This is a genomic window from Limosilactobacillus panis DSM 6035 (genome assembly GCF_001435935.1).
GTDB classification, from domain to species: Bacteria; Bacillota; Bacilli; order Lactobacillales; family Lactobacillaceae; genus Limosilactobacillus; species Limosilactobacillus panis.
In genome coordinates, this window is record NZ_AZGM01000012.1 from 1 (window position 1) to 5,595 (window position 5,595).

Genomic DNA, 5,595 nt, shown 5'->3' on the forward strand with positions numbered 1-5,595 from the left:
TTCCTGCTTAATCTACGTCACTAAATTCGTTCAAGTTATTTCTTGCAATCTGCCAATTGATGTTGATGAAAATAACTTTAACATTGACCAACTTGATACGGTTGTTGCCTTGCTTGAACAACGGATTGAAGAATTAAATTAACGGGTGAGCGAAACCGCAAGGGTTTCGCCAAATCCAGCCAAGCAGGAACGACGTCATGCTAAGGAATACCTTCATACTTTAGAACATTGCCGCCAAAAGAACCTTGAGTATCAGGTTCAAGCAGAAATTGCCGGTCAGCGTAATAGCTATTCCAAAACCGATCATGACGCTACTTTTATGCGCTTAAAGGAAGATCCGATGCGTAATGGTCAAACAAAGCCAGCGTATAGTCTTCAAATTATGACTAACTCACAGTACGTGCTGGGCTATAGTCTCATGCAGAACCCAACCGACACCAGAACCTTAATTCCGTTCTTGAATCAGCTCGCCCAGAACGAAGTTTTGGGGTGAGAAATTGTTGCTGATGCTGGTTACGGATCAGAACGCAATTATAAGTATATCGAAGATGAGCTATCTGATTGTACAGCTTTAATTCCTTACAGCACCATGATTAAAGAGGAATAGCCGTAAGTGGCGTTCTGGTGATCGAAAAGTAATGAACTGGGAATATCATGAGGCTGATGATTTTTATGTAAACCCACAGGGCGTCCGATTCAACTTTAAACGATACGCATACCGAAATGATAAATACAAATTCCGTCGTGATTTCAAAGTATATCAAGCAGAGAAGTATGATGAGAATCATCAAATTATTTCTCAGGCATTAACACCACATGGGAACACTAAGTACCTTATGGTGAACCCACAGTGGGAATATTTTAAGTCGAAAGCACGCGAGTCGCTTTCAAATTCCAATACGTACTCCCGTCGTAAGTATGACGTAGAGACAGTTATTGGTAATTTGAAAGCTTATTTGGGTTTTAAAAGGTTCACAGTACGTGGCCTTAAGAAAGCTAAAAGGCAAATTGGAATTGCCTTAATGGCATTAAACATGAAGAAAATGGCCGGAAGGTCGCTCATTTTCTCAAAATATTCAGATAATCAAAAAGCTCCATTCAGAATTTCTGTCTAACAATTATGAGGCACTTCAAATTCCGAATGGAGCTTCTGATTTAGAGGCTTTTTGTCACAGCCCCGTCACTTTTGCTATTCAATCCTAGCCTTATTTAATAGTAATGAGGAACTAACAACGGAGACCGAACTGAAGGCCATTGCAAGGGCCGCAATCTCGGGACTCAGGATCCAACCTAAGCTAACGAAGACACCAGCGGCAATTGGGATTCCAATTACGTTGTAGATAAGGGCCCAGAAGAGATTCAACTTAATCCGGTTAAATGTCTTCCTGCTCATCTCCAGGGCACGAACGACCCCACGCAAGTCGTTTTGGACCAGGACAATACTACCGGAATCAATTGCAATGTCCGTTCCCGAACCCATTGCAATCCCAACATCAGCAGTTGTTAACGCGGGGGCATCGTTAATACCGTCCCCAACAAAGGCAACCTTGCCCGCTTTTTGAAATTTTTCAACGTAATGAGCCTTTTCGTTTGGCAAAACGTTGGCAATTACGTCATCAATTCCGACGTCTTGAGCGATTGATTGCGCAACTCGCTCGTTGTCACCAGTGAGCATCACTGTCCTCAAGCCCTGGGCCTTCAAATTAGCAATTGCCTGCTTAGCATTGGTTTTAGGAACATCTTGAATTGCCAGTAGGCCAATCACTTGCTGGTTCAAGCCAACTTGAATAACCGTTTTGGCTTCAGCTTGCAATTTACTTAAGCGCTGCTTTAGTTCGGAACTAACTTGGTAATCTACCGATAACTTATTACTACCGACAAAGGCCGGTTGTCCAGCCAACTCAGCGGCAACCCCCTTACCTTCAATAGCTTGAAAATTGGTGACCGCTTGAGGCTGGATGCCTTCGTCACTTGCGCGCTGCATAACCGCCGAAGCCAAGGGGTGTTCAGACGCTGCTTCCAGGCTTGCCGCAACTTCCAGTACCTGCCGCTTAGGTCCAACAATATCAGTAACCCGTGGTTTCCCTTCAGTAACGGTCCCCGTTTTATCAAAAATAATCGTCTTAATATCGTTTACCGTTTCTAATGCCTCACCATTTTTAATCAGGACACCCATTTTGGCTGCCCGGCCGGTTCCCACCATCAGTGCAGTGGGTGTTGCCAAGCCAAGAGCACAGGGGCAGGCAATTACAACGACCGACACCGCAAATAGCATTGCCTGTACACCGCTAGCCCCTAAAAGGACGTACCAAATAATGAAGGTGGCGATGGCAATGATGAGGACAGCTGGGACAAATATTCCGGAAATCTTATCGGTCAGGTGTTGGATCGGTGCATGACTCGTCTGGGCCTTCTTCACCATCTCCACGATCTGTGCCAGCATCGTATCCTTGCCAATCTTAGTTGCTTTAAAAGTGACGGTCCCCCGGCCATTGATTGTGGCACCAACAACGTGGTCACCCACCTTTTTGGCGACCGGGATACTCTCGCCAGTAATCATCGACTCGTCGACCGTTGTCGTACCGCTCGCGATTTCCCCATCAACTGGGAACTTCTCGCCGGGTTTAACCTGGATAAGGTCACCAACCTTCACATCCGCCAGGGGGATACAGGTAAATTGGCCATCCCGCTTAACCAGCGCATCCTTGACCTGTAGACCAAGAAGCTTCTTCAGTGCGTTGGAGGCGTTATCGTGCATCCGTTCCTCCATCATATCGCCGAGTAAGACGAAAACGGTAATAAAGGCGGCACTCTCAAAGTAAACTGGCCGCCCCGTTACCATCGCAAAGAGGCTATAGAAATAAGCGATTGTCGTTCCGACAGCCACCAACGTGTTCATATTGGCATTATGGTGTAGGAAAGCTGCCCAGGCACTCTTCCAGTACGGCAGTGCCCCAACCAGCATAATCAGGGTTGTCGTTACCAGTGCCACCCAGTTATACCCCGGCATCATCCAGTGAAAAAGCATCCCCACCATTTGAATAAGCAGGGGAATTGCCAGAACCAATGATGTCCAGAAACGCTGCGTACTCGAGAGACGCATTACTTAACAACCACCTTTCCGTGGAACATATCCATCCCACAAGCAAAGTTAAATTCACCAGCCTTATCAGTTGGAATCTTTACCGTGGTAATCTTTTGCTTAGTAAGGTCCTTATTTACCCCTAAAGAATCAAAAACGACATGGGATAAGCAGGCTGTGTGGTCGCGCATGTCAAAATCAACCTGGCCAGGAACCCCCTTCTTTAAGACAACCGTTGATGGTGAGTAACCACCATTAACTACCACCGTGGCCTTTTGACCATTATCCTTTACCTGAGCGCTCTGGGCTGCCTGTTCATGCTTACCAAAGAACCACCAAGCAATCAGCGCAATCAAGATAATACCAATTATCAGTGCGAATACCTTAACCATTTTTATCACCTCATTATTGTATTTACAATTGTAATCATAGCAATAATGTTTACAAACGTCAACATAAAAGGTCCGACCATGGGAAATAATTCCGTGGTCGAACCTTTTTGACATATTATTCGGGAAATTAGTTTTTTTTCCAACAGTTAAGAGGGGATTTAGAATTCTTTCTTGAGAAGGTTGATTGCCATCACAACGCTAGCAACCATAAGGCCAATAATTCCGAGTTTATTATCCATATTACCAGTTTGTGGTAGTTGCGCGAATTCGGCACTGGATTGAGAATGCTCTATCGCTTTTACCGGTTGAGCTGGCTTGCCAGGATTCGTTGGCTGGACCGGACTCGTTGGCTTCGTCACATTGCTTGACTTGCCCGGTTCCGTGGGCTTACTTGGTAAAGTTGGTTGAACGGGGGTTGTCGGCTTCATCACATTGCTTGATTTGCCAGGCTCCGTGGGCTTACTTGGCGATGTTGGTCGAACCGAACTCGTTGGCTTCGTTACGTTAGTTGACTTACCAGGTTCCACTGGCTCGCTTGGTGACGTCGGCTGAACGGGGGTTGTCGGCTTTGTCACATTGCTTGACTTGCCAGGCTTGCTGTCCTGAGACTTAACTGGACTTGTTGGTTGACTCGGCTGGTCCGACTTACCGGGCTGGCTATATTGACTTTTGTCGATATCAGCCTTTACCGGTTGCTTACCATCACTTGGCTTACCAGGCGTATTCTTGCCACCATCTGGCTTCCCGTGATCCTTCGACGGTTCTACGAATTCTTCTTCCCCATGCCAATGTGGAATAACTGGGCGGGGGAATATCGGCGTTACGGGTTCCCATAAGTCCCAGCGGTGCGATTCGCCGCCGCGGATATTAACTGTTTGAGCCACCAGGTTCCCGTCGACATTTACGTCAACGTTTACTTCTGCGTTCGGAGCGAGCACACTTCCCATAAAGTATCCACTAGAAATATTAACGGTCTTAACCTTATTTCCAAAGTTCCATAGAATATGGTTTGGCTTTGCGTGGCTTTCATTAGGCGACAATTGCGTATTATCATCATAGATTAGCCTTGTCTTGGTTGCCAGATTAAGGGCATCCTTGGATGATTGAACATTAATGATGACAACCTGCCCATCTTTTGTGTCACTATCTAGTCCCTTGATAGTAATATCTTGCGGTTGTTCCAGGAAATCGCTAGAAAGTTCAATAATGACAACTTTTTCTTTAACGTTGCTGATGTCGATTGTCCGGTTGTTCATGTCACTAAAGTTAAGTACGACAACGTCTGATTGGTCCTTCCCTGTTAGGTAATCAGCGCGACCGGCTAACTTGGTCAACTCGCCATCGATATCAATGTGGTTCTTGATGATCCGCACATCGTTCTTCTTAGGTGGTCCATTCGGATACCATTAATAAAAACCTGGTCCCCGTTAAACGTGACATTGGTATCATCCCCCAAGACAACATCATTGTTGCCGGTCCGAAAGGCATTGGGGCCAATACCGCTGACCTTGCTGATGTAATAAGTATCCTTAGCGATGTGGTTAAAGGACTGACCGCGGGTTCCAAATTCCTGCCCATTTAACAGTTCCCCCGTGGCAATATTCCCGTTAGTATCCACCTTGGAGGAAGTCTTTCCTGCAAAGATGTGGAAACCAGCAGCCTTACTCAGTAGCTGGCCCTCATAAACAAGATTGCCATCCTTAGCTGCTGCGGTTTGTGCCGGTGGCGTGGCCACTTTATTTGCGATTTCTGTCGTAGCTTCCTGCGTACCATTGTTCGTGGCTATTGAACTCTTCAGTACAACGCTATTATTCGTCAGTACTTGGTTGTCGTTGCTTGCCTTAACAGCTCTCGTGGTGGTGCCATCATCGGCGCTTGCCTTCTGGCTCAAAACAGTATTTCCAAAAACGATTACTGATATCAGTGCTGTTATCCATAATTTACCAGCTTTATACAACTTGTAATGGTCCAGCGATTATTTATTCACAATAACTTACTCCTAATTAATAAAATTTAGCATTAACCAATTTACTATAGGGATGGGGACTGAACCAGATTTAAATGTTTTAACTGAAACTTGAAAGCACGAAAACTAGCCGGAGCTGCGTCAGCTTCGGCTTT

The 5,595-nt window shown here is 45.7% G+C and carries 4 protein-coding genes and 1 pseudogene; 1 reads left to right on the plus strand and 4 read right to left on the minus strand.

The window, feature by feature from the left end:
- Window positions 1-91 precede the first annotated feature (91 nt).
- Window positions 92-1,046 (plus strand): annotated as a pseudogene (locus tag FD32_RS09995) (transposase); the annotation flags it as partial.
- 143 nt (window positions 1,047-1,189) lie between these two features.
- On the opposite strand, the gene FD32_RS00440 reads toward FD32_RS09995, so the two are convergent.
- The 4 genes from FD32_RS00440 to FD32_RS00455 all read right to left on the minus strand — a co-directional run bounded on the left by FD32_RS00440 (window position 1,190) and on the right by FD32_RS00455 (window position 5,446).
- Window positions 1,190-3,103 (minus strand): copper-translocating P-type ATPase, encoded by a 1,914-nt coding sequence (locus FD32_RS00440; protein WP_047768540.1) that lies wholly within the window; start codon window positions 3,101-3,103, stop codon window positions 1,190-1,192.
- Entirely contained in the window at window positions 3,103-3,474 is a 372-nt protein-coding gene (locus tag FD32_RS00445) for a cupredoxin domain-containing protein (protein WP_047768542.1), read from the minus strand. Before FD32_RS00445 ends, FD32_RS00440 begins: the two co-directional genes overlap by 1 nt.
- Window positions 3,475-3,632: 158 nt before the next feature.
- Window positions 3,633-4,847: a collagen-binding domain-containing protein gene (locus FD32_RS00450; protein WP_053003046.1), complete on the minus strand. Its 1,215-nt coding sequence runs from the start codon at window positions 4,845-4,847 to the stop codon at window positions 3,633-3,635.
- Window positions 4,805-5,446, minus strand: a complete 642-nt coding sequence (locus FD32_RS00455; protein ID WP_082611614.1) for a KxYKxGKxW signal peptide domain-containing protein — start codon at window positions 5,444-5,446, stop codon at window positions 4,805-4,807. The genes FD32_RS00450 and FD32_RS00455 overlap by 43 nt, the downstream gene beginning before the upstream one ends.
- Window positions 5,447-5,595 lie beyond the last annotated feature (149 nt).